This is a genomic window from Micromonospora sp. NPDC047557 (assembly GCF_043205095.1).
Taxonomy (GTDB): Bacteria; Actinomycetota; Actinomycetes; order Mycobacteriales; family Micromonosporaceae; genus Micromonospora.
The window spans coordinates 17,092-34,866 of sequence record NZ_JBIDDK010000007.1 but is presented as its reverse complement, the minus strand read 5'-3'; the positions used below and the strand labels follow the sequence as shown (position 1 = coordinate 34,866).

At 73.2% G+C, this 17,775-nt stretch carries 20 protein-coding genes and 2 pseudogenes; 6 read left to right on the top strand and 16 right to left on the bottom strand.

The window, feature by feature from the left end:
* Nucleotides 1-14 precede the first annotated feature (14 nt).
* Nucleotides 15-2,216: an AAA family ATPase gene (locus tag ACGGAQ_RS18075; RefSeq protein WP_393050516.1), complete on the top strand. Its 2,202-nt coding sequence runs from the start codon at nt 15-17 to the stop codon at nt 2,214-2,216.
* A 93-nt stretch (nt 2,217-2,309) separates the two neighbouring features.
* Nucleotides 2,310-3,242 (top strand): superoxide dismutase, encoded by a 933-nt coding sequence (locus ACGGAQ_RS18070; protein WP_393050513.1) that lies wholly within the window; start codon nt 2,310-2,312, stop codon nt 3,240-3,242.
* 52 nt (nt 3,243-3,294) lie between these two features.
* Here the strand turns inward: ACGGAQ_RS18070 and ACGGAQ_RS18065 are convergent, their stop codons facing one another.
* The 12 genes and pseudogenes from ACGGAQ_RS18065 to ACGGAQ_RS18010 form a co-directional block, all read right to left on the bottom strand.
* On the bottom strand, nt 3,295-3,648 hold the full coding sequence (locus ACGGAQ_RS18065) for a gas vesicle protein K (RefSeq protein WP_358152583.1): 354 nt from the start codon (nt 3,646-3,648) through the stop codon (nt 3,295-3,297).
* Complete coding sequence (locus ACGGAQ_RS18060) at nt 3,645-3,857, bottom strand: gas vesicle protein (protein WP_393050510.1); 213 nt, start codon at nt 3,855-3,857, stop codon at nt 3,645-3,647. Before ACGGAQ_RS18060 ends, ACGGAQ_RS18065 begins: the two co-directional genes overlap by 4 nt.
* Nucleotides 3,854-4,681 carry a GvpL/GvpF family gas vesicle protein gene (locus ACGGAQ_RS18055; protein ID WP_393050507.1) on the bottom strand — a complete coding sequence of 276 codons (828 nt, stop codon included), beginning with the start codon at nt 4,679-4,681 and terminating at the stop codon, nt 3,854-3,856. Before ACGGAQ_RS18055 ends, ACGGAQ_RS18060 begins: the two co-directional genes overlap by 4 nt.
* Nucleotides 4,682-4,847: 166 nt before the next feature.
* A pseudogene (gene gvpJ, locus ACGGAQ_RS18050) lies at nt 4,848-5,003 on the bottom strand (gas vesicle protein GvpJ); the annotation flags it as partial.
* Between the two features lie 46 nt (nt 5,004-5,049).
* A complete protein-coding gene (locus ACGGAQ_RS18045) occupies nt 5,050-5,364 on the bottom strand; it encodes a gas vesicle protein (protein ID WP_393050505.1) in 315 nt (104 codons plus the stop codon).
* Nucleotides 5,333-5,662, bottom strand: coding sequence for a gas vesicle protein GvpG (locus ACGGAQ_RS18040; protein WP_393050502.1), 330 nt, complete (start codon nt 5,660-5,662; stop codon nt 5,333-5,335). The genes ACGGAQ_RS18045 and ACGGAQ_RS18040 overlap by 32 nt, the downstream gene beginning before the upstream one ends.
* A gap of 2 nt (nt 5,663-5,664) precedes the next feature.
* Nucleotides 5,665-6,420 carry a GvpL/GvpF family gas vesicle protein gene (locus ACGGAQ_RS18035; RefSeq protein WP_393050500.1) on the bottom strand — a complete coding sequence of 252 codons (756 nt, stop codon included), beginning with the start codon at nt 6,418-6,420 and terminating at the stop codon, nt 5,665-5,667.
* 148 nt (nt 6,421-6,568) lie between these two features.
* Nucleotides 6,569-6,787 (bottom strand): annotated as a pseudogene (gene gvpJ / locus ACGGAQ_RS18030) (gas vesicle protein GvpJ); the annotation flags it as partial.
* Entirely contained in the window at nt 6,784-8,001 is a 1,218-nt protein-coding gene (locus ACGGAQ_RS18025) for an SRPBCC family protein (protein ID WP_393050497.1), read from the bottom strand. The gene ACGGAQ_RS18025 and the pseudogene gvpJ (ACGGAQ_RS18030), both read right to left, overlap by 4 nt.
* Nucleotides 8,002-8,003: 2 nt before the next feature.
* The gene (locus ACGGAQ_RS18020) at nt 8,004-8,462 is read right to left on the bottom strand and encodes a hypothetical protein (protein ID WP_393050494.1); all 459 of its coding nucleotides are present in this window, start codon (nt 8,460-8,462) and stop codon (nt 8,004-8,006) included.
* A 278-nt stretch (nt 8,463-8,740) separates the two neighbouring features.
* Nucleotides 8,741-9,250, bottom strand: coding sequence for a GNAT family N-acetyltransferase (locus tag ACGGAQ_RS18015; protein ID WP_393050491.1), 510 nt, complete (start codon nt 9,248-9,250; stop codon nt 8,741-8,743).
* A 126-nt stretch (nt 9,251-9,376) separates the two neighbouring features.
* Complete coding sequence (locus tag ACGGAQ_RS18010) at nt 9,377-10,213, bottom strand: hypothetical protein (protein WP_393050487.1); 837 nt, start codon at nt 10,211-10,213, stop codon at nt 9,377-9,379.
* A gap of 241 nt (nt 10,214-10,454) precedes the next feature.
* On the opposite strand from ACGGAQ_RS18010, the gene ACGGAQ_RS18005 reads away from it, so the two are divergent.
* The gene (locus ACGGAQ_RS18005; RefSeq protein WP_234583345.1) at nt 10,455-10,670 is read left to right on the top strand and encodes a hypothetical protein; all 216 of its coding nucleotides are present in this window, start codon (nt 10,455-10,457) and stop codon (nt 10,668-10,670) included.
* Nucleotides 10,671-10,681: 11 nt separating this feature from the next.
* On the opposite strand, the gene ACGGAQ_RS18000 is transcribed toward ACGGAQ_RS18005, so the two are convergent.
* The 4 genes from ACGGAQ_RS18000 to ACGGAQ_RS17985 form a co-directional block, all read right to left on the bottom strand.
* Nucleotides 10,682-11,104 (bottom strand): DUF3263 domain-containing protein, encoded by a 423-nt coding sequence (locus ACGGAQ_RS18000; protein ID WP_393050484.1) that lies wholly within the window; start codon nt 11,102-11,104, stop codon nt 10,682-10,684.
* A gap of 118 nt (nt 11,105-11,222) precedes the next feature.
* Entirely contained in the window at nt 11,223-12,239 is a 1,017-nt protein-coding gene (locus ACGGAQ_RS17995) for an ABC transporter permease subunit (RefSeq protein WP_393050481.1), read from the bottom strand.
* Nucleotides 12,236-13,246, bottom strand: coding sequence for an ATP-binding cassette domain-containing protein (locus tag ACGGAQ_RS17990; RefSeq protein ID WP_393050478.1), 1,011 nt, complete (start codon nt 13,244-13,246; stop codon nt 12,236-12,238). The genes ACGGAQ_RS17995 and ACGGAQ_RS17990 overlap by 4 nt, the downstream gene beginning before the upstream one ends.
* A gap of 120 nt (nt 13,247-13,366) precedes the next feature.
* Nucleotides 13,367-14,152, bottom strand: coding sequence for a DeoR/GlpR family DNA-binding transcription regulator (locus tag ACGGAQ_RS17985; RefSeq protein ID WP_007465896.1), 786 nt, complete (start codon nt 14,150-14,152; stop codon nt 13,367-13,369).
* A 202-nt stretch (nt 14,153-14,354) separates the two neighbouring features.
* Between ACGGAQ_RS17985 and ACGGAQ_RS17980 the strand changes: the two genes are divergently transcribed.
* The 3 genes from ACGGAQ_RS17980 to nagA are packed head-to-tail and all read left to right on the top strand — an operon-like array spanning nt 14,355 to nt 17,400.
* The gene (locus ACGGAQ_RS17980) at nt 14,355-15,284 is read left to right on the top strand and encodes a sugar isomerase (protein WP_355135685.1); all 930 of its coding nucleotides are present in this window, start codon (nt 14,355-14,357) and stop codon (nt 15,282-15,284) included.
* Nucleotides 15,281-16,294 (top strand): ROK family protein, encoded by a 1,014-nt coding sequence (locus tag ACGGAQ_RS17975; protein ID WP_393050474.1) that lies wholly within the window; start codon nt 15,281-15,283, stop codon nt 16,292-16,294. Before ACGGAQ_RS17980 ends, ACGGAQ_RS17975 begins: the two co-directional genes overlap by 4 nt.
* A complete protein-coding gene (gene nagA, locus ACGGAQ_RS17970; RefSeq protein ID WP_393050471.1) occupies nt 16,291-17,400 on the top strand; it encodes an N-acetylglucosamine-6-phosphate deacetylase in 1,110 nt (369 codons plus the stop codon). Before ACGGAQ_RS17975 ends, nagA begins: the two co-directional genes overlap by 4 nt.
* The last annotated feature ends 375 nt before the right edge of the window (nt 17,401-17,775 follow it).

The following is a 17,775-nucleotide window of genomic DNA, read 5'->3' as shown; positions in this document are numbered from 1 at the left end:
GCTACGGTCGGGCGATGGCCCAACCCGACCTGACCCTGACGGCGAGCCTGCGGCCCGCGGCGCTGGACGCCCGACGGGGCATCGTGCGGCTGCACCCGGAGGCGCTGACCGCGCTGGGGCTGCGCCCCGGCGACCCGGTGCGACTGACGGGCCGCCGGGAGACCGCCGGGATCGTCGCGGCGGCCGGGGCGGGCGCGAGCAGTGCCCTGCTGTACGCCGACGACCTCACGCTGGGCAACCTGGGCCTGCGGGACGGCGCTTCGGTGCGGGTGTCGCCGCTGCCGCTGACCCCGGCGGGCCGGGTCACGCTGACCGGGCCGGTGCAGGTGGTGGCGGCGGTCAGCCCGGAGATGCTCCGGCTCGCCCTGCTCGGCAAGGTGGTCACGGCGGGCGACGACGTGTCGCTGCTGCCGCAGGACGTGCTGCCGGACGCCTCGACGCGCAGCCTCGTTGAGGCGGCCCGGCGCAGCCTCGCCACCACCGTCGGCTTCGCCTGGACCAGCACCCTGCTCAGCGTGGTCGCCGTCGAGGAGTCCGCCGGGTCGTTGGTCACCATGGACACGGTGGTCGCCTGGGAGCACGGGCCGGCCACCCACGGTGAACCCGTTGGGGCGGCTGCGTTCGGCGCGGCCCCGACAGCGGACGCGACCGGCGACGCGCCGGACGTGGACGAGCTGCCCGGGCTGCGGGGCCAGGCCGAGGAGCTGACCGAGCTGTTCGATCTCGGCTTCCACCATCGGGAGGTGCTGGGCCGGCTGGGCACCACCATCTCGCTGGGTGTGCTGCTCTCCGGGCCGGCCGGCTCCGGGAAGTCGGCGCTGGTGCGGGCCGTCGCGGCCCGGGTGGGTGCCCGTGTCCACCCGCTGTGGGCGCCCGAGGTGGCCGCGCTGACCAACCAGGCGGCTGCCGACCGGCTGCGCGCCGCGGCGACGGCGGTTCGTACCGGCGGACCGGCGGTGCTGCTGGTCACCGATGTGGAGGCGTTGGCCCCGGCGGAGGAGCCCGGCCCGCTGGCCACGGTGTTCCGGCAGGTGCTCGCGGAGACCGTCCGGGCGGGTGTCGCCGTGGTCTGCACCACCGGTCGGCCCGAAGCGGTCGACCCGGCGCTGCGCGCACCGGACCTGTTGTCGCTGCGGATCAGCGTTCCGCTGCCCGACCCGGCCCTGCGCCGTGAGCAGCTCACCGTGCTGACCCGGCAGGTGCCGCTCGCCGACGACGTCCGGCTGGACGAGGTGGCCGGGCGTACCCCCGGATTCGTCGCGGCGGACCTGGCCGCGCTGGTCCGGGAGGCCGGGGTACGCGCCGCGTTGCGGCAGAAGACCGCGCGGACGCCCACTGTGGCGATGGCCGACTTCACCGCCGCCCTGGAGGTGGTCCGGCCTACGACGATGGCCGCGTCCACCCTGGAGCTGGCGTCGGTGACCCTGGACGACGTCGGCGGCCTGGACGAGGTCAAGCAGACGCTTACCGAGTCGGTGCTGTGGCCGCTGACCTATCCGGACACGTTCGCCCGCCTCGGCGTGCAGCCGCCGCGTGGCGTGCTGCTCTACGGCCCACCCGGCTGCGGCAAGACGTACCTGGTCACCGCACTCGCCGGGTCGGGGCGGGCGAACGTGCTCTCGGTCAAGGGCGCGGAGCTGCTCTCCAAGTGGGTGGGCGAGAGCGAACGCGCGGTACGCGAGCTGTTCCGCCGCGCCCGCGAGGCCGCCCCGACGCTGATCTTCCTGGACGAGGTGGACGCGTTGGCGCCGGTACGCGGGCAGGCCACCGACGGGGGCACCACGGATCGGGTGGTCGCCGCGCTGCTCACCGAGCTGGACGGGGTGGAGACGCTGCGCAACGTGGTGGTGGTCGGCGCCACGAACCGGCCGGACCTGGTCGACCCGGCGCTGCTGCGACCCGGCCGGTTGGGGCGACTGGTCTACGTGCCGCCGCCGGACGGGCCGGCCCGCGCCGAGATCCTGCGGGCCGCGTCCCGGCACGTGCCGCTGGCGCCGGACGTCGACCTGGCCGCCCTCGGCGCGGAGCTGTCCGGCTTCTCGGCGGCGGACTGCGCGGCGGTGGTCCGGGAGGCCGCGCTCGCGGCGATGCGGGAATCCCTGGCCGCCGCCACGGTCACCGCCGCGCACGTGGCGGTCGCCCGGGAACGGGTCCGGCCGTCGCTCGACCCGGCCCAGGTCGCCTGGCTCGCGGCGTACACCGCCGGCCGGGACTGAGCGCCGCGCCCAACCTTTTGTCGTACCCGGCGCGTTACCAGAGCGGCATGTTCCTCAGTGGAGAGATCCACTCGACGACAGGCGGTGTTCCTCTTGCGCAGGTTGCTCTCTCTTCTCGTCGTCCCCCTGGTGGCCGCGGCCACTCTGACCACGGTCGGCTCGGCGGCGACCGCGCACCCGAGGGCGTCGTTCCCGTCCCGGATCGCTCTGCCGGACGGGTTCAGCCCGGAGGGTCTGACGATCGGCCGGGGCACCACCGTCTACGTGGGTTCCGTCGGAAACGGCGCGGTCTGGCGCGGCGATGTCCGTACCGGACGTGGCTCGGTGCTCATCCCGGGTGCGCCGGGCCGGGAGAAGGCCGGTCTCAAGCTCGACCCGCAGGGGCGGCTGTGGACCGCCGACTTCTCCGCCGGTGGAGCCAGCGTCTACGACGGCGCAACCGGTGCCCAACTGGCCCACTACCAGTTCACCGACGAGCCGGGCAGCATCGTCAACGACCTCGTGGTCACCAGACGCGCCGTCTACTTCACCGACTCGGCCCGGCCGGTGCTGTACGTCGTACCGCTGCTCCCGGGTGGTCGGCTGCCCGCCGCCGACGCCGCGCGGGTCCTGCCGCTCAGTGGCCCGGCCGCGACGCCCGACGCGTTCAACAACGGGATCGTGGCGCTGCCCGACGGTGACCTGCTGGTCGCGCAGATGCTGACCGGTCGGCTGGTACGCGTCGACCCGCGCACCGGAACGAGCCGTGTCTTCGACCTCGGCGGCTACTCGGTGGACCGGGCCGACGGGCTGGTGCTGCGCGGTCACACCCTCTACGTGATCCGCAACCTGACCAACGTCATCGCGGTCGTCGGGCTGAACGCCGGCTACACCGCCGGGGTGGTGCGACGGGAGATCACCAGCCCGGACCTGCGGTCGCCGGCCACGGGCGACCTGCTCGGCTCGGCGCTGTACGTGGTGAACGGCAGGTTCGACGTCGAACCCGGCCCGGACGTCGACTACGACGTCGTGCGGCTCCCGGCCTGATCGAGCGGTCGGTGGTGGCCCCTGCCGGGTCACCACCGACCGTCCGGCACGGTCAGTCCGTGGGAAGGAGCGGGCCGAGCGGGCCGAGGTCCAGGTTCAGGTCCTCCGGGGCCAGACCGAAGTGCTCACGCAGCCCCGCCATCTGCTCCTCCAGCGCCATCAGGGTGACTCCGATGCGCTCGACCTGCTCCTCGGTGAGGTCACCGAGGTCGACCCGGCGCAGCGCCTGCCGCTCCATGAGCTGGCGCAGCAGCTCGACGACGGTGAGCACCAGGCTGGCCAGTCCCCGCTCGACCGAGTCGCGGTCCACCGCGATCCGGCGGTCCAGCGGCGTGACCCGGGGTGGCTGCCACGACTGCGCGTCGAGCGCGGCGACCAACTCGCCCGCGTCGTCCCGGCCGGTCATCCGGCGTCCTCCGGTGGGGCCAGCGCGCCGACCGACGCGACAAGCGCCCGCAACGAGATCCGGACCAGGTCGACGTCGGCGATGGACAACGTGATGTCGCCGCTGATCACCACGCCGGTGGCGAGCAGCCGGTCGAGGAGGTCGACCAGGGCGACCGGCCGGTAGGCCAGCGGATCGTCCGCGCTGCTCGGCGCGAGGGCGGTGGTCATCGCGACCCCCGACCGGCGCCGGCAGGCTCCGGCCGTTCCGCCACGAAGGAGTACGCCGGCCACGGCCCGGTCAACTCCAGCCGGAGGCCCGGATGACGGGAACCCAACGAACCGACCAGCTCGGTGAAGCGGGGCAGCGCCGCGGTGTCGACGAGGTACGCACCGTTGAGCGCCATCGGTGTGGACACGCCGGAGAGCCGCCGGTCCTGTGGGGCGTGCCGACGGCCGGCCACGGCCACCTCGCACAGGGCGACGTGCACGGCATCCGCGGCGGCACTCGCCACCTGCTGGTGTTCCTCGCGGGCGGTCAGCTGGGCACGCCTGCGGCGCAGGTACGCCGTCCCCACCCCGCCGCCGCCCGCTTCGGCGACGCTCGGCACGGACGCCCCCGGCACCAGGTAGCCCTTGACGCCCCACTCGCCGCGCCCGGTCAACCGGGCCAGGGTGGCGGACAGCTCGGCGCGCCGGGCCGCGAGCGATGCGGCGACCCGGCCGTCGTCCGTGTGCACGGTGGCGAGTCGGGCCGGTACCACCGGACCCTGTCGGGCGAGGGCCTCGACCACGGCATGGTGCGCCCGCGCGGCCCGCTCCAACCAGGCGAGGTCCTCCAGGTTGCGGCGCAGCGGCTCCTCGCCGTACTCGTCGAGCGGCGCGGTGCTGACGACCGCGACCAGCCCGGCGGCGGACACCGCGCGGACCGGAACACCACCCATCCCGGTGACCGTCGCCAGCACCGCCCGATCGACGTCCCGCACCACACCGTGCAGCCAGACCCCGGCCACCGCGACACGCCGATCGGAAGCCACCTCAGCCGTCGAACTCATCCCACTCCTCCACCTCGGCGTCGCGACGCCGCGCCCGGGCCGCCACCCGGGGTCGCCGCTCCGCCTCGACCTGCTCCGGATCGCGCGGTCCCGGCTCCACCGGAGGGCGGGCACGGGAGCTGAGCCACGGGTCGTGCTCCCACCAGTCGATGCCGATCTGGCGTGCCGTGTCCACCGATGCGATGACCAGCCGCAGCTTCAACGTCAGCAGCTCGATGTCGAGCAGGCTGACCCGGATGTCCCCGGCGATGACGATGCCCCGGTCGAGCACCCGCTCCAGGATGTCGCCCAGGTTGGCCGGCTCGTGGCCGGCGGGCAGCACCTGGCCCGAGTTCTGCACCACCGAGGGCGGCTGCCCAACGGTCATCTCAGCCCACCTCACCCTTTCCGCGCTGGTAGCGGCGCACCCGCCGATAGCTGAGCAGGTTCCCCTCGATGTCCAACTCCACCTCGTACAGCCCGAGCAGGTCGGTCGAGTTGGGGATCCGGCGCGCCTCCACCACCTCCACCCCGACCAGCCAGCCGTCCTCGATGGGCTCCAGCGACGTGGTCACGGCGGGCTCGCGGCCGGTCAACTCGACGAGCTGCCGTAGGCCCGCCCGAGCCGCCTCGGCCGCCGACACGGGTTGCAGGTACTCCTCGTCGGCCAGCTCACGCTCGTGGGCCCTCGCGTCGTCGGTCATGGCGCACTCCCCTCTCCCGGACCGGGCCACGAGATCGTCTGTCGGCGGGCGCCGAGCCCTCGGAACGCCGGCCCGCGCCCCCGGTCAGCCGGTCCAGCACCCGCTGTTCGGCCCGGTCGCGTTCCTCGGCGCTGAGTTCGCCGGCCGCCACAGCGGCGTCCAACTCCTCCAGCTCGCGCCGGACGTTGACCGGGTTCCGTTGACGCGACTCGGCCTCCCGGGCCACCACCTTGACCACGGCGGTCAACCCGCGAACCGGGGCGTACGGCAGGGTCAGCAGCGCCCAGAGCAGGTCCACCGTCAGCCCGCCAACTGGTGGGCGTCGACGAAGTCGTACGGGGCGAGCGGCCCGAGCAGCCGCAGCCGCAGCAGGCCCCGACGGTCCTGCGCGTACTGCTCCAGCACGTCGAGCAGGGCGTCCTCCCGGTCGGTGTCCACCAGCAGGGCCGCGTGGGCCGCGTCCATCTCGTGGGTGGGCGGGCGCAGTTGCGTGGAGACCACGTACTCGGCCGTGACGTCGAGCAGCCGCCGGTTCTCCGCCTCGCGGCGCAATTCGACGGCCTGGCTGATCAGCTCCCCCAGCCGGATGCGGGGCTCCCGGCTGGCCGCCTCGGCACGCCCCCGCACCTGGTCGGCGAGCCCGGCGGCGGTCGGGTTCTCGTCGAGAATGGCGCGCAGCAACGCCCGCTCCTCGAAGCGGCCCTGCACCACGTACTGCACCCGGCCCTCGAACTCGGCGAGCGCCGCGGCGAACCGGTCGTGGTGCGGCCGGATCAGGTCGAGCACCGCGTCCGGCCCGGTGACGACGGTGCCGAACCGCACCGGCAGCACCGGCGCCACGACCGCCGTCCCGTCCAGCAGCTCCTGGTACGCCCGCAGGTCCGCCGCCCGGCCCAGCGGCGCGTCCAGCGGCACCTCGCTGACCAGGGCCGCGAGGTCACCGTGCCGGATGACGGTCACCTCGCCGGGTGGGTCGCCGACCCCGGCCGCGTCCGGCGTCGCTTCCACGTCCGCCGGCACCAGCCCGTAGATGAACAGTCCCGTCTCGTCCGCCATGTCAGCTCCTCCCGAGGTCCCGCACGGTGCCGGTGGCGTCGTCGGTGAGCCCTCGCACCGAGCCGGTGACGTCCCGGACCGCGCCGGTGACACCACCGACGAGGCCGGCCAGCCCTTCGCCCTCATCCAGGGCGAGGTCGAGCCGGTCGACCGCCTCGGCGAACCGCAGGTACGTCTCGATGCTCGCCACCGTCACCCGGGCATTGATCTCCACAAGGGGGATCCCGATGACCCCGACCGTCACCTGCGCGTCGATCACGATGCCCTTGTCGAGCACCGTCTCCACGACGTCGGCGAGGCCGCCGGCGGCACCCTGCACGCGTTCGAGGGCACCGCCGACGGTGTCACCGCCGGAGGCGAGCGTCACTCCCCCTCCTCCCGACGGCGGCGCACCACGGGTCGGCGCGGCGGCTCCGCTCCCCGGCGGACCGGCGGCCGGGGCCGCTGCGGCTCCTCGCGTGGCTGAGGTCGGCGAGCCCGCTCCGGGGCACGACGACGGGGTGGTGGCGGCGGCTCCTCATCGGGCTCGTCCGCGTACCCCTCGTCGTAGCCGTCCTCGTACGCCTCGTACTCCTCGTCGTACTCCGGCTCGGCCGGCCGCCGGGGTGGCCGCTGACGCAGTCGCCCGCCGGGCCGACGGCGCGGCTCCTCCTCGGGCGGCTCCTCCTCGGCGTACTCCTCGTCCTCGGGCTCGCTCGGGGCCTCGCCGCCCCGTTCCCCGCCGCGCTCCCGCCGCTCCCGCTCCTCGCGCAGACCGGTTTCGTGGTCCTTGACCACCTGGGAGTCGCGGATCTCGCCGCGCCAGCCCTCGACCTGATCCGGGTCGAGTGCCACCTCGGTCATGACGTGCCGGACGAAGTGCTTCAACTCCAGCCGTACCCGCCGGCCCTGGGCCCGCCACAGGTTGCCGGTGTGCTCGAAGAGGCCCTGCGGGTGGTACTCCAGCACCACCAGGATGCGGGTCAGGTCGGGGGTGATCTCGTGGAAGCTGACGGTGCCGTCGACCGAGCCCTTCTCGCCCTTCGACCGCCAGTGGATGAGCCGGTCCGGCACCTGGCGGATGATCGTCGACTCCCACGTCCGGTGCGACCAGAAGACCTGCGCCTTCCAGGTCATCTTCTCGGGCGAGTCGTTCTCCGCCTGCTCGACCTTCTTCATGAAGCTCGGGAAGTCGCCGAACTGCGTCCACTGGTTGTACGCGGCCCGCACCGGGACACCGACCTCGATCGTCTCGACGATGTTGGTGACCTTCTGCTTCTTGCCGCCCTTACCGCCCTTGCCGCCCACGCGGCCGAGAGCCGACATCACCTTCTCCTTACCGCCGGCCACCCCGGCATGCACCATCGCCTTCATCGGTGAGCCGCCCTCGGCCAGCTTCTGCGCTCCGGTGGCGGCGGCGATCAGGCCCGGCCCTCCGCCCTGGCGCGCGTACTCGCTCAGGCGGCCGGTCGCGCCGGTGATCCGCTCCGTCACCACGCTCACCGCCCGCTCGCCGATGGCCCCGGCCAGGTTGCGCACCTCGTCGGCCAACTGGCCGCGGAGCTTGTCGCCGAGGCCGCCCGGATTGGTGTCTCCCGCCATGGTCACCGCCCCCGTCGCTGCCCGGCCGCGTCGTTCCGGTCGCTCGTCGCGCCGCGATCGCCGTTCTGGTCGCCGTTGCCGCTCCGGTCGCCGTCGCCGCTGCTGCTGCCGCTCTGGTTGCCGTCGCCGCTGCCGTTGCCGCTCTGGTTGCCGGAGCGGCGGCGCAGCGCGTCGGCGGAGCCGCGCAGCCGGCCGGTGAGCGCGTCGACGCCGCTGCCGGCCGCGGCGGTCGCGGCGGATCGACCGGCGTTGACCAGCGGCCCGCCGAGCCGGCTCAGGTTGCTCAGCTGCGGGGAGGAGTGCAGGAGGTCACCACCCCGTTTCAGCAGACCGCCCGGGTCGCGGCTCGCCCGGCCGGCGGCCACCGCCGCGGCGAGAGTCAGCGCGGTACGCAGTTTGCGGCGACGGCCCAGCAGGTAGCCGAAGCCCACCGCCAGCCCGATTCGTGTTCCGGTCTTCATCAGGTCTCCCTCGCTCCCCGGTGGGTCTGGGACGTCTGCCGCGCAGGGGCCGGAGAAGGGCTACCGGGGAATAGCGCGCGCCACGCCCTCGATCAGACGTCCCGTATCTGCGGACCCGGCCGGCAGTACCCGGGGGAATTGCCGCGAAACCGTTGCGACAATTTCCGTCAACGGGGAGCAGAGACATTCGGCAGAACGGCTCCCAACGACACAGACAGGACGTTCACCCGGTCCTGGGCAGGGAGGATGTCAACAAAGACCAAAGGGGTGGAGCCGATTCAGAGAGCGGGAGGCGTCGAATCGAGGCAGATTTCGGCGTGCACCTTTCCGCCGTCCTCGCGCAGTTTCGCACCACATTTTTCGAGAACGGCGACCGCGCCGACATTGTCCGACGTCGTGTCGGCGACCACGGCTCGCATACCGGCACGGGCGGCGAGGTTGAGCAACTCCCGCAGGGCGGCCGCGCCGACTCCCTGCCCGCGCGCCGAGAGGCCGAGCCACATGCCGGCCTCCACCGTGCCCGGCTCGTCACAGCGCGTCATCCGGATCATGCCCACCACCTCGCCGCCGACGAGGATCGCGTACATCTGTGAGCCGGTCGGGCCGTCCAGGCCGGCGAAGCTCGCCCGGTGGAACTCACGGAACGCCTCCCGGCGGGCGAGCGACCAGCCAGCGGGAGCCTCGACCGGAGGCATCACCTCGCCCGGCTCGGCCTCGGCAGCCGCTACGGAGAGCAATGGCTCCAGATTCCGCTCGTCCACCGGCTCCAGCCGGACCGCACCCGCCACGTGCCGCAGTCTGCCGGCCTCATCGGCCGAAGTCCACCCCATTGGACATCCACTGGCGGTCCGGCTACCGGTACCGGCCGGTCGGGCGGTTCGGGTGTTTCTCCTCACGCTCCGTCGTCATCTGGCCTATGGCCCAACCGATCCGAACTCGCAGAACACCACCGAGGCGTCGTCGGTGGGCTTGTGCCGACGCAGCCGGTCGGGGTGATCGCGCTCGGCGTCCCGGACCCGACCTAGCAGCGCGGCCGGCCCCTCACCGCTGAGCAGGTCCAGCAGCCCCGTCCAGTCGGTCAGCCCGAACTGCTCGACCGCGCTGGACGCGCCGTCGCTGAGCAGCGCGGCCCGGCGCAGGGGCGCCGGACCTCGCTGCGGCGCTGTCCCGGTCACCGCATGGAAGGCCGCGTCCGGGTCGGCGGCAGCGACCCAGTAGCCGTGGGTGCGGTTCATCCGCTCCCGTTGGACGCTCACCGCGTGCCGGAACCGCGTGACCGGGTCCGCCGCGCCGGCCGGCACTGTCGCGACCGTCTGTCGCAGGTCGGCCATCGCCGCGTCCAGCCGGTCGTCGGTCACCACGCTTACCTGCCCGCCGACATCCAGCACCAACGGGCTGTCGCAGAGGACCAGGTAGTCCACCTGGTCGCCGCAGTCGCGCAGCAGGCAGACGGTGCTGGACGGGGTGCCCGGATGATCGAGGTCGCACTGCCCACCGTGATCGGCGCGCACGGCGAGGATGGCCGCGGCCAGGTTGCTCGTCAGGCGGGCGGCCGGGCGGGCCGCCTCGGCCACACCGAGCCGGGCGGCCAGGTGTCGGACGTACCACTCGGGCCCGTGGACGCAGCCGGTGTCGAAGCCGTCCGGCACTGTCGCGCCGTCCAGGACACCGACCAGCGGGCCGAACTGGAAGACCAGATCCTCGTTGACCGACCGGCCCGGGGCCGGCGCGGACGCGGAGCGTACCCGCATCACCGGCGCGGCCGCCTCGGCATGGCACCCCTCATAGCCTGCTCCCTCCATCGGCCCGTGGCCCGCGTGACGACGACCGCCTACCCCTTTCGTCCCGGCTACATTCCTGCCGTATCCGGTATCGCGGCAACCCGGTTCGCCGGCGACGGCCCGGCGGTAGCGTGACAACGTCTGGCCTTCGAGTTGCGCTTCCGCAGGTGGGAACGCGAATCGGGGTCGTCCGTCGCGACAGGGGGATCGCATGTTGAAGCGGTTGCACGAATCGGGGCTCAAGGCGGAACACATGTACATGGCCGGCTTCGCCAGCATCGGCCTGTCGTTCACCAGCTGGTTCCTCTCCAGGCACCTGGAGCGGGCGGGTGTGGCACGCGCGGACCGGTGGGGCATCTTCATCGGCGAGTGGGCGCCGACGTTCTTCGCTATCGGCAACGGCCTGCAGGGGTACGAGAAGAAGTAGGGCCGGCGGGGTCAGCGACGGCGGTTGCGGGCGCGCGACGAGCGCAGCCGGCGGAGCCGGCCGATCAGCACGGGGTCGGCGGCGAGCGCCGCCGGATTGTCCAGCAACCCGTTGAGCAGTTGGTAGTACCGGGTCGAGGAGACGCCGAAGGTGTCCCGGACGGCCTGCTCCTTGGCGCCGGCGTGCCGCCACCACTGCTGCTCGAAGGCGAGGATGGCCCGCTCCCGCGTGGTCAGGCCAGCCGGGGGCGCGGCCGGTGCGGCGGCCGTCTCGTCGTCCGGCGCGTCGTTGTCGGCCGGCCCGGCGTCGTCGGTGCTCTCGACGGGCGGCGCCGGCCGGGGGGTCGGGACGCTCGGCGCGACACCGCCGGCCGTCGCGCCCGGACGAGCGTCGGTGGACGGCTCGGGAGCGGTCGGGGCGGCGTCGGCGGGCATGACGTTCAGCCTAGCCAGGGCCGACCAAGGTCGCAGCAGCCGGCACGGCCGGCTCCGCACGTCGGAAACACCCGACGGTGGGGCCGGCCGCGCCGCGCCGTTGACTCCCTGGCGTCGATCAGGAGATGTCGCGTCGACGCATCGTCCAGAGCGCCGCTCCGAGGATCACCACGACCCCGATCAAGAACAGTACGGAGGACTGCTGCCAGGTGATGTCCATGGTGGCCGGCTTGCACTCCCCGGAGTAGGTGGCGTTGCAGGCGTTCCAGTCCTGCAGTGTCACCTTCTTGGTCATCCAGGCCAGCGCGTACGTGGGCAGCAGCCACGCCTCGGCGAACTTCACGCCCGCCATCGACAGGAGGATGCCCAGGCCGAACTGGCCGACCACCATCAGCGCCACGACACCACCGAGCGCCATCGCGGTGTGCCGGCCCAGCGAGGCCAGCGCGAAGCCGATCGTGGTGAGCACCAGCACCAGCGCCACGCCGCGCAGCCCGGTCAGGGCGAACGACTGCCAGGTGCCCGAGGTCATCTTCTCGGTGCTGCCCCGGAAGCTGGCCACCGCCCAGAAGCCGGCGAACCACAGCACTGCGGCGGGCAGCGTCACCGCCAGGATGCCGGTGAGCAGCGCGGCCAGCTTGGTGAGCAGCACGGTGAGCCGCTTCGGCCGCCAGAGCAGCAGGTTCATCATGCCGCCGGTGCTCCACTCGGCGCCGACGAAGGACGCGCCGACGACGAACCCGACCAGGGCGAGGATCGCCGCGAACGGGACCAGTGTCTCGTCGAACGTCTCGCGGAAGTTGAACGTCGAGGGCAGGAACCACTCGGCCTCGATCTGGTCCCGCGACGGGGCCGTGATCACCGAGCAGTCGTCGGGGTAGCGGCCGTCGTTCGGCGTGCCGGCCGTCTTGGCCTGCTCGCAGTTGGCCCGCTCCTGCTCGCTCCAGCGGATCTGCTCCTGGTACTGCTGGTCGGCCTGACGCTCGGCCTTGGCGAGCTGACCGGCATCGATCTTCTGGTTGGTGAAGAAGACACCGACCACCACCGCGGCCAGCACCAGCAGGCCGAGCAGCGTCATGTAGCGGGTGAAGCGCCGCTTGGTCAGCCGGCGCAGCTCCGTCCGAAAGAGGCTCACGCGCCCCACCCTCCCGCGGTGGCGCCGGGCTGACCCGTCCCACCAACCTTCGTGGACTCGTCGACCTGGCGGTTCTGGCCGGGGACCGGCGCGGTCGCGGTCAGTTCGAGGAAGACGCTCTCCAGGTCGACCGCGATCGGGGCCAGCTCACTGACGTACAGGTTGTGCTCGGCGAGCAGCCGGGTCACCGTGGCCGGCTTGTCGACGCCGGTCAGCATCAGGTGGTCCGGGTGCCCGGCGACCTTCACCCCGGCCCGGGTGAGGGCCTCGGTGGCCGTCGGCAGGTCGCTGACCGCCTCCAGGCGGACCCGGACCGCGCCGGACGAGTGCTGGGAGAGCACCTCGTTGACCGGGCCGAAGGCGACCCGGCGGCCGAGCGAGATGATGGTGACCGAGTCGCAGATCAGCTGGATCTCGCCGAGGATGTGGCTGGACAGCAGCACTGTCATCCCGGATTCGGCGAGTGTCCGCATCAGCGTGCGCATCTCCCGGATGCCGCCCGGGTCGAGGCCGTTGGCCGGCTCGTCGAGGATGAGCAGCGTCGGGTTCTTCAGCAGGGCGGACGCGACGGCGAGCCGCTGCTTCATGCCCAGCGAGTACGTCTTGACGCGCTCGCCCGCGCGGTCGCGCAGCCCGACCAGCTCCAGCACCTCGTCGACGCGCGTGGCGGGCACCTCGCCGGCCCCGGCCAGCAGGGACAGCGTGTCCCGTGCCGAGAAGTGCGGGAAGAACTGCGGGCTCTCCACGATGGCGCCGACGTGGCCGGCGACGGTGGGCAGCGCGGCGGGAACCTCGTGCCCGAGCAGCGTCATCCGGCCGCCGTCGGGCCGGATGAGGCCGAGCAGCGTACGCAGCGTGGTGGTCTTGCCGGACCCGTTGGGGCCCAGGAAGCCATGCACCTGCCCCGCGTCGACCCGCATGTCGAAGCCGTCGAGCGCGTTGCGGGTGCCGCGTCGACGACTCTTGTACGTCTTACGTAGACCGTCGATCTCCAGGACAGCTGGCAAGCTGCACCTCCCCCGATGGTGGGCATGACAGCCGACACCATACGCGGTATGCAGCGCCGCGCAATACCCGGTATGCATCGACACGCCGATCGATGCGTTTTATTGACGGAGAGTTACCGCTCAGGCGCAGACGACCTGCACGCCGGCCGCCCGGAAGGCGTCCACCACCTCCGGGTCCGCGCCGGAGTCGGTCACCAGCGTCTCGACCCGCTCGACCGGGCAGATCCGGGCGAAGGCGTGACCGCCCAACTTGGACGAGTCAGCGATTATCACGACCCGCTTGGCGCGGGCCACCATCAGGTTGTTCATGGCCGCCTCACCCTCGTGGTGGGCGGCGGCGCCGAGCTGCGGGTCGATGGCGTCCACGCCGAGCAACGCGACATCCAGGGTGACCTCACGCAGCAGCGCACCGCCCAGCGGGCCGACCAGCTCGAACGACTTCGGGCGCACCACCCCGCCGGCCACCACGACCTTCATCCGCGACCGCACGAGCAGCTCGTTGGCGATGTTCAGCGCGTTGGTCACCACGGTGAGCTGGGCACCCTCGGCGCTGGTGTTCAGGTCCGGCCGCACGGCGAGGGCCCGGGCCACCTCCGTGCTGGTGGTGCCACCGTTCAGGCCGACCACGGTGCCGGGCGTGACGAGCGCCGCGGCGGCGGCGCCGATCCGTTGCTTCTCGGCCGAGTGCTTGGCCGTCTTGTAGCGCAGCGGCAGGTCGTACGAGACGCCGTTGGCGACCGCGCCGCCCCGGGTCCTGGTGATCATCTGCTGCTGGGCGAGCTGGTCGAAGTCGCGCCGGATGGTGGCCTGGGAGACGTCCAGCCGCTCGGCGGCCGCCTCGACGCTGACCCGACCGTTGTCGGTCAGCATCTCCAGCAGGGCGTTCCATCTGGCGTACCGGTCCACCTCGGGGGCCCTCCCAGTGACTGCACGATCGGTGATTGATTGCGTGCACACTAGTGCGCGAAACTAGCCTGGCGCAAAAGGCTGTTCTGCGCGATCGGCCGGTCGGTTGCCACGGCCACCCCGCTTCGCGCAGAATAACGCGCGAAATACGGGTGTAACGAGCCGTATTGCGCAGACAGGTCGGCCCGGCGAGGAGTTTCCCATGGCGTACGTGGACGCGGAGATCGCGAGCCAGCCCGACTGCTGGCGGGAGGCCGCCGAGCTGTCCCGCGTCGTGCGCGGCGACCTCCCCCGCCCCGGCGAGCGGGTCGCCGTCGTCGGTTGCGGCACGTCGTGGTTCATGGCGATGGCGTACGCCGCCCGCCGCGAGCAGGCCGGCCAGGGCGAGACCGACGCGTTCCAGGCGTCCGAGTTTCCCGCCGGCCGCCACTACGACCGGCTGATCGCGATCACCCGCTCCGGCACCACCACCGAAGTGCTGGATCTACTCGCCGCGCTGCGTGGGCGTACGCCCACCACCGTCATCGTCGGCGACCCGGCCGCGCCGGCGGTCGACCTGGCCACCGCCGCGGTGACCATGCCGTTCGCCGACGAGCGGTCGGTGGTGCAGACCCGTTTCGCGACGACCGCGCTGGCCCTGCTCCGGGCGCACCTCGGCGACCCGGTGACCGCGCTCGCCGCCGACGCCGAGGTGGCGGTGCGCTCCCCGCTGCCGATCGACCCGGCCACCATCGGGCAGGCCACCTTCCTCGGTCGGGGCTGGACGGTCGGCCTCGCCCAGGAGGCCGCGCTGAAGTGCCGCGAGGCGGCCACCTTCTGGGCCGAGGCGTACCCGGCGATGGACTACCGACACGGCCCCATCTCGATCGCCGCACCCGGCCGGCTCGTCTGGGCGTTCGGCGAGCTGCCCGACGGGCTGCCCGAGGACGTGGCCGCCACCGGCGCGGCCTTCGTGCACAGTCGTACGCACGGCTGGCGCACGGTGCTCGGCAGTTGGTCTGCCGGTCGCACCCCGGTGGACCCGATGGCCGACCTGATCCTGGCCCAGCGCTTCGCGGTCGCGCTGGCGACCAGCCGGGGTCTCGACCCGGACGCGCCCCGACACCTCAGCCGGTCCGTGGTGCTGGCGTGAGCGGTGCCGTGAACGGTGCCGTAAGTGGCGACCGGGTGGTCGTGGCGCTGGACGTCGGCGGCACCGGCATGAAGTGCGCCCTGGTCCGGCCGGACGGCGTCGCCGTACGCACCGAGCGGCACCCCACCGACGCCGCGCGCGGCCCGGCCGCCGTGATCGACACCATTCTCGACGTGGCCGACGGGCTGATCGGCAAGGCCCGAGCCGACGGCCTCACCCCGGTCGCGATCGGCATCGCCGTCCCCGGAGTGGTGGACGAGGCACGCGGGGTCGCGGTCTGGTCGGCGAACGTGGGCTTCCGGGACGTACCGCTGCGGGACCTGGCGGTGACGCGGCTCGGGCTGCCGACCGCGCTCGGCCACGACGTGCGCGTCGGTGGTCTCGCCGAGGCCCGACTCGGCGCCGGACGCGGCGCCGATCACGTGCTCTTCGTGGCGATCGGCACCGGCATCGCCGCCGCGCACGTCGTCGACGGCGTGGCCGCCGTCGGCGCGCACGGCGCCGCCGGCGAGATCGGCCACATCATGGTCCGTCCCGACGGCCCGCGCTGCGGCTGCGGGCGACCCGGTTGCCTCGAGGCGATCGCCTCGGCGGCCGCGATCGGTCGCCGCTATACGGAGCTGGCCGGCGACGGCGCGGAGCAGACACCCGGTGCCGCCGTGACGGCCGCCATGGTGGCCGAGCGGGCGGCCGCCGGTGAACCCCTCGCCGCCCGGGTCTGGCAGGAGGCGGTCGAGGCCCTCGCCGACGGCCTCGCCACCGGCCAGGCGCTGTTCGACGTGTCGACGATCGTGCTCGGCGGTGGCCTGGCCCAGGCGGGTGACGGGCTGCTCGGCCCGCTGCGGGCGGCGCTGCACGAGCGGATGACCTTCCACCGGGAGCCGCGGCTGGTTGCGGCGGCCCTCGGCGACGAGGCGGGCTGCCTCGGCGCCGCCCTGCTCGCGCTGGACGCCGCGGGCGTCCGGGACACGGACGCCGCCCGCGTCCTCGACCATCAGGAGGAGCGATGACCGTACGGGTGAACGGCCGAGTGGTGACCCCGACCGGTGTCATCCGGCAGGGCTGCGTCGAGTGGGACGGCGACCGGATCACAGCCGTGGCCGAGTATCCGTCGGTCCGCGACGGGCACTGGATCCTGCCGGGCTTCGTCGACATGCACACCCACGGCGGCGGCGGGCACACCTTCACCACCGGGGACGCCGACCAGGCGCGCGCGGCGGCCGGCTTCCACCTGGCGCACGGCACCACCACGCTGCTGGCCAGCCTGGTCAGCGCGCCCTTTCCGGTGATGCGCTCGGCCACCGAGGCGTTCGCGCCGCTGGTCGACGAGGGCGTACTGGCGGGCGTCCACTTCGAGGGCCCCTACCTCTCCGCAGCCCGGTGCGGCGCGCAGAACCCGGAGTATCTGCGCGACCCGTCCACGGACGAGCTGACCGAGCTGATCGAGCTGGGTCGCGGCGCGATCCGCATGGTCACCCTCGCCCCGGAACGCGACGGCGCGCTGGAGGCGATCAAGCTGCTCAACACCCACCGCGTGGTGGCGGCCGTGGGCCACACCGACGCCACCTACGAGCAGACCCGCGCCGCCATCGCGGCCGGCGCGAGCGTGGGTACGCACCTGTTCAACGGCATGCGGCCCGTGCACCATCGCGAGCCCGGCCCGGTGGTGGCCCTGCTCGACGCGCCGACCGTGATCTGCGAACTGGTCGCCGACGGGGTGCACCTGCACGACGGCATACTGACCTTCACCACCGCAACCGCCGGCCCGGACCGCGCCGCGCTGATCACCGACGCCATGGCCGCCGCCGGGATGGCCGACGGTGAGTACGAGTTGGGCGGTCAGGCCGTCACGGTGACCGACGGGGTGGCCCGGCTCGCCCGCGACGGCGCGATCGCCGGCAGCACGCTGACCATGGACGCGGCGCTGCGGCACGCGGTGCACGCCGGAATCCCGATGGCCGACGCCGCCCGGATGGTGGCCACCACCCCCGCCCGCGCCATCGGCCTGGGCGACCGGGTCGGCGCCCTCCAGGTCGGCCTCCGCGCCGACCTCGTCGTGCTCGACGACGACCTCAACGTGGTGCGGGTGCTGCGCGGCGGCTCCTGGGTGGAGTGAAGCGCCCAGGCTGGCGCTCCCGTCGCACTCGCTGCGCGCTCCTGAACGGCAGGGCCGCTCGCACTGCCGCGCGCTCCTAAAGGGCAACGCACCCTGCACTGCTGTGTGCTCCTGGACGGCACCGCCCCTTGCTACCGCGCACCCTGTCGAGCTGCCCCATAGGTGGGGCTAGGACCTCGGGTGGTAACTGCCCCATGTCTGGGGCAGCTCGACAGGACGCGTCTCCATCCCCGTCGGAAGGCTGGCCGTCCGGGACGTGCCGGACTCGAGGCTCCGGTCGCGACGACAGCAACAGCACCAGGGGGCGACGGGCGGCGACGACGGGCGGCGACGACGGGCGGCGGGCGGCGGGCGGCGGGCGGCGGCAAGCACGGC

What these genes read in the sequence shown, in the direction of transcription:
- ACGGAQ_RS18075 (WP_393050516.1), top strand. Translation starts at nt 15, where the DNA reads ATGGCCCAACCCGACCTGACCCTGACGGCGAGCCTGCGGCCCGCGGCG.
- ACGGAQ_RS18065 (WP_358152583.1), bottom strand. Translation starts at nt 3,648, where the DNA reads ATGACCGGCCGGGACGACGCGGGCGAGTTGGTCGCCGCGCTCGACGCG.
- ACGGAQ_RS18060 (WP_393050510.1), bottom strand. Translation starts at nt 3,857, where the DNA reads ATGACCACCGCCCTCGCGCCGAGCAGCGCGGACGATCCGCTGGCCTAC.
- ACGGAQ_RS18055 (WP_393050507.1), bottom strand. Translation starts at nt 4,681, where the DNA reads ATGAGTTCGACGGCTGAGGTGGCTTCCGATCGGCGTGTCGCGGTGGCC.
- ACGGAQ_RS18045 (WP_393050505.1), bottom strand. Translation starts at nt 5,364, where the DNA reads ATGACCGACGACGCGAGGGCCCACGAGCGTGAGCTGGCCGACGAGGAG.
- ACGGAQ_RS18035 (WP_393050500.1), bottom strand. Translation starts at nt 6,420, where the DNA reads ATGGCGGACGAGACGGGACTGTTCATCTACGGGCTGGTGCCGGCGGAC.
- ACGGAQ_RS18025 (WP_393050497.1), bottom strand. Translation starts at nt 8,001, where the DNA reads ATGGCGGGAGACACCAATCCGGGCGGCCTCGGCGACAAGCTCCGCGGC.
- ACGGAQ_RS18020 (WP_393050494.1), bottom strand. Translation starts at nt 8,462, where the DNA reads ATGAAGACCGGAACACGAATCGGGCTGGCGGTGGGCTTCGGCTACCTG.
- ACGGAQ_RS18010 (WP_393050487.1), bottom strand. Translation starts at nt 10,213, where the DNA reads ATGCGGGTACGCTCCGCGTCCGCGCCGGCCCCGGGCCGGTCGGTCAAC.
- ACGGAQ_RS18005 (WP_234583345.1), top strand. Translation starts at nt 10,455, where the DNA reads ATGTTGAAGCGGTTGCACGAATCGGGGCTCAAGGCGGAACACATGTAC.
- ACGGAQ_RS18000 (WP_393050484.1), bottom strand. Translation starts at nt 11,104, where the DNA reads ATGCCCGCCGACGCCGCCCCGACCGCTCCCGAGCCGTCCACCGACGCT.
- ACGGAQ_RS17980 (WP_355135685.1), top strand. Translation starts at nt 14,355, where the DNA reads ATGGCGTACGTGGACGCGGAGATCGCGAGCCAGCCCGACTGCTGGCGG.
- nagA (WP_393050471.1), top strand. Translation starts at nt 16,291, where the DNA reads ATGACCGTACGGGTGAACGGCCGAGTGGTGACCCCGACCGGTGTCATC.